Source organism: Niveispirillum fermenti (assembly GCF_048066175.1).
GTDB lineage: Bacteria > Pseudomonadota > Alphaproteobacteria > Azospirillales > Azospirillaceae > Niveispirillum > Niveispirillum fermenti.
In genome coordinates, this window is record NZ_JBLTXA010000078.1 from 1 (window position 1) to 3,740 (window position 3,740).

Below are 3,740 nucleotides of genomic sequence, written 5' to 3' on the forward strand. Positions count from 1 at the left end.
TGCAGGACCAATCGAAACAACCACGATCTCAGAGGCCTTCCCAGCCTCCTTCAAACGAACCGCAGCCTCAACCGCGATCTCGTCAAACGGGTTCATCGACATCTTGACATTCGACAGCTCAACACCGCTGCTGTCGGGCTTAACGCGGATCTTGACGTTGTAGTCAACGACACGCTTAACGGCGACCAGTACTTTCATTGGCGATCCCCTCGCATGATACCGGACGGTGGATGGTCCCCGCCCCTTTCACTCTCGGCGTTCAGCCGTTCATTCAACCTGGGCATAAGATTGGGCATTCACCGCCCGCCGTCCAGCCCGCAGATCGGGCAGGGACCTTAGATTTGCTGCAGCGCACATGTCAATAGAGTGCGTCCGGTAGTGCTGAAACGAAATTTCATTACCCAGCGCACACGAACGCATGGCTGCAGGACAGAAACAGATTTCCCTTTACGTAATGGTAAGATACCGGACAGGGGCAGGATTTCAAGGGCTTTCACCCCCTTCCCATGATGCCAGACCCCGTGTCGGCCCCGCCTCACCCCCGCGTCAGGCCGGGTACCCACAGCACATCGGCGGCCCCCTTGTCGTTCAGCCAGCGGCCCAGAACGAACAAGTGATCAGACAGGCGATTGATATATTTGAGCGCAGGCGCGCCCACGGTCTCGGTGAGTGCCAGTTCGGTCATCTCCCGCTCGGCCCGGCGGGCCACGGTGCGGGCCTGGTGCAGATAGGCCGCCGCCGGCCGGCCGCCGGGCAGGATGAAGCTGTTCAGCGGGGCCAGATCGGCATTCATGCGGTCGATCTCCGCCTCCAGCCTGTCCACCTGCACATCAACGATCCGCAGGGGCGGGTAAGGGGGATCGTCCGCCTCCGGCGTACACAGGTCGGCCCCCAGATCGAACAGGTCGTTCTGGATGCGCCCCAGCATGGCATCGGCATCCGCCAGGACGGGATCGTCCCCCGCCTTTGCCCCCGTATGCAGCCGGGCAATGCCCAGGATGGCGTTCGCCTCGTCCACCGTGCCATAGGCGGCGACGCGCAGGGCGTGCTTGGCCACGCGGCTGCCATCCCCCAGCGATGTCTGTCCCTTGTCGCCGCCACGGGTATAGATGCGGGTCAGGCGGACCATGGGGAAAACCTTTCTTGCGCGGGGGGCAGACAAAAAGGGGGCGTCCCGGCAGGGCGCTCAGGAGGCCAGGAAGACCAGGATGAACAGCAGGATGGCGGCGACCTGCAGGCGGATGCGCCACCACATCAGCCGGTTGCCGTACCTGGCATTGAATTCGCCGCCGCGGGCCATGGCGAACAGGCCGATCACCAGCACAGCCAGCGTGGCGATCATGGCCAGGACCATGAGGAAGATCAGAAAGCCGTTCATGCCGGCAGATATAGCGCGTCGGGAGCGGCCCGCACAGGGGGCATGAAAAGGGAAAACGCGCTGGCGGGCCGGCGACAGCCGGTCTCCGATCCTGCTATAGCTCCCGCAGGGCCGAACCATCGGAAAGACAGCATGTCCCGCACCGAAGCCGCCACCCCGTCCCGCCGCCAGGCCGGCATTCCCTTCATCCTGGTGACGGTGTTCCTGGATGTGCTGACCTTCGGTCTGGTGATCCCCGTCCTGCCCGGGCTGGTCCGGCATTTCAGCGGGGATGAGGCGTCGGCGGCGTGGTGGATGGGGCTGATGGTGGCCAGCTTCTCCATCATGCAGTTCCTGTTCGCGCCGGCATTGGGTGCCCTGTCGGACCGGTTCGGCCGTCGCCGGGTCATCCTGGCATCGGTGGCGGGGGCGGGCATCGACCATCTGTTCATGGCCTTCGCGCCGGGGCTGGGCTGGCTGCTGGCCGCCCGGCTGGTCGCCGGACTGACGGCGGCCAACATCACGGCCGCCAATGCCTATATCGCCGATATCAGCGGACCGGCGGACCGGGCCCGCAATTTCGGCATGATGGGGGCGGCCTTCGGGCTGGGCTTCATCGCGGGGCCGGCGCTGGGCGGCCTGCTGGGGGAGATCGACCTGCGCCTGCCCTTCATGGCGGCGGCCGGGCTGGCGGGCCTGAACTTCCTTTACGGGCTGTTCGTGCTGCCGGAATCGCTGGACCCGGCCAACCGCCGGCCCTTCCGCTGGGCGCGCGCCAATCCGGTGGGCAGCCTGAAGGCGCTGGCCCGCCATCCCGTCGTGCTGGGTCTGGCCGCTTCGCGCACCTGCATGGTGCTGGCGATGGGGATCATGCAGACGGTCTGGGTGCTTTATACGAGCAATCGCTTCGGCTGGAGCGAGCTGGACAACGGCCTGTCGCTGGCCGCCGTCGGTCTGGCGACGGTCGTGGTACAGGGGGTGCTGATCGCGCGCATCGTCCGCCGCCTGGGCGAGGCGCGGACAGTGCTGCTGGGCATCACGCTGGAAATGGTGGCCTATATCGGCTATGGCACCGCCACGGCAGGTATGGTCTTCTACGGCTTCATCCTGGTCCATGCGTTCAGCGGGATCAGTTCGCCCGCCATACAGAGCGTCGTGGCCCGCACCGTCGGAGCCGACGAGCAGGGGGCCGTGCAGGGGGCGTTCGCCAGCGTGCAGAGCCTGACCTTCATCGTGGCCCCGCTGATCGGGGCCGATCTGTTTGCCCGTTTCACGGCGGCCGGGGCCGTGGTCCCCGTGCCGGGCATGCCCTTCTATGTCGGGGCGGCGACACTGGCGCTGGCCGGGCTGATCGCCGCCTGGGCCCTGCGCCGCGCCCCTGCCGCCGGCCCCACCAGCCCCCCGCGGGAGACCGCCTGATGTCCGCCGATGCCATCCTTCCCGGTTTCCTGCGCCATGTGCAGGCCTGCAACCGGCATGACCTGACGGGTTTCCGGCCCTTTGCCGTCGGGGGCCGGACGGTCGGCCATGTGCGGCCCGGCTTTTTGCGCAAGCTGTCGGCCATGGGGCCGCCCTTCGTTGCGGATGGCGACGGGCTGGCCCTGCATCCGGGCCTGGAAAGCCCGGCCGGCCGGACGCGGGCAATGTCGCAGGCGCTGGCCCGCCTCGTGGATGAAGGGGAAATCCCGCCGCTGCGGGGGGAGATGTATGCCGTCGGTCCGGGCTGGGGCCGGCCCGCGCTGATGGAGATGGACCGGGCGGCGGTGCCCTTTTTCGGGGTCACGGCCTATGGGCTGCATGTCAACGGCTTCGTCCGCCGGCCCGACGGCATCCATCTCTGGGTCGCCAGGCGTTCCGCTGACCGGGCCGTGGCGCCCGGCCGTTACGACAATCTGGTGGCAGGCGGGCAGCCGGCCGGCCTGAGCCTGGCGGAAAACCTGGTGAAGGAGGCGGGGGAGGAAGCCGCCCTGCCCCCGGCCCTGGCCCGCCGGGCCGTGCCCGTGGGAGCCGTCACCTATCTGATGGAGCAGCCCCATGGCCTGAAGCCCGACGTGCTGTTCCTGTACGACCTGGAACTGCCGGCCGATTTCATCCCGCACAATACCGACGGGGAGGTGGAACGGTTCGAGCTCTGGCCCCTGTCGCGCGTGGCGGCCAGCGTGCGCGACAGCGACGACTGGAAGTTCAATGTCAACCTGACGGTCATCGACTTTCTGATCCGCCATGGCTGGCTGACCCCGGCGCATCCCGAATATCTGGACCTGTGCCAGGGTTTGCGGCGGCCGCTTTTCCCGGTAGCTCCGGATTATACCAATCCGCCGAAGGTTTGACCTTTGGCGGATTGGAGGCCGCCGACCGGCGGCCCGGCGCCCATGCGCCGCAA

The 3,740-nt window shown here is 67.2% G+C and carries 5 protein-coding genes; 2 read left to right on the forward strand and 3 right to left on the reverse strand.

The window, feature by feature from the left end; all coding sequences use genetic code 11:
• The 3 genes from ACM9LZ_RS25625 to ACM9LZ_RS25635 all read right to left on the reverse strand — a co-directional run.
• On the reverse strand, window positions 1-198 hold a 198-nt coding region (locus tag ACM9LZ_RS25625), incomplete at its 3' end, for an electron transfer flavoprotein subunit beta/FixA family protein (RefSeq protein WP_416622336.1).
• A 337-nt stretch (window positions 199-535) separates the two neighbouring features.
• A complete protein-coding gene (locus tag ACM9LZ_RS25630) occupies window positions 536-1,129 on the reverse strand; it encodes a cob(I)yrinic acid a,c-diamide adenosyltransferase (RefSeq protein ID WP_416622337.1) in 594 nt (197 codons plus the stop codon).
• Window positions 1,130-1,186: 57 nt separating this feature from the next.
• Complete coding sequence (locus ACM9LZ_RS25635) at window positions 1,187-1,378, reverse strand: twin transmembrane helix small protein (protein ID WP_416622338.1); 192 nt, start codon at window positions 1,376-1,378, stop codon at window positions 1,187-1,189.
• 132 nt (window positions 1,379-1,510) lie between these two features.
• Between ACM9LZ_RS25635 and ACM9LZ_RS25640 the strand changes: the two genes are divergently transcribed.
• Window positions 1,511-2,776 carry a TCR/Tet family MFS transporter gene (locus ACM9LZ_RS25640; protein WP_416622339.1) on the forward strand — a complete coding sequence of 422 codons (1,266 nt, stop codon included), beginning with the start codon at window positions 1,511-1,513 and terminating at the stop codon, window positions 2,774-2,776.
• On the forward strand, window positions 2,776-3,687 hold the full coding sequence (locus ACM9LZ_RS25645; protein WP_416622340.1) for a DUF4743 domain-containing protein: 912 nt from the start codon (window positions 2,776-2,778) through the stop codon (window positions 3,685-3,687). Before ACM9LZ_RS25640 ends, ACM9LZ_RS25645 begins: the two co-directional genes overlap by 1 nt.
• Window positions 3,688-3,740 lie beyond the last annotated feature (53 nt).

What these genes read in the sequence shown, in the direction of transcription:
- ACM9LZ_RS25630 (WP_416622337.1), bottom strand. Translation starts at nt 1,129, where the DNA reads ATGGTCCGCCTGACCCGCATCTATACCCGTGGCGGCGACAAGGGACAG.
- ACM9LZ_RS25640 (WP_416622339.1), top strand. Translation starts at nt 1,511, where the DNA reads ATGTCCCGCACCGAAGCCGCCACCCCGTCCCGCCGCCAGGCCGGCATT.
- ACM9LZ_RS25645 (WP_416622340.1), top strand. Translation starts at nt 2,776, where the DNA reads ATGTCCGCCGATGCCATCCTTCCCGGTTTCCTGCGCCATGTGCAGGCC.
- ACM9LZ_RS25635 (WP_416622338.1), bottom strand. Translation starts at nt 1,378, where the DNA reads ATGAACGGCTTTCTGATCTTCCTCATGGTCCTGGCCATGATCGCCACG.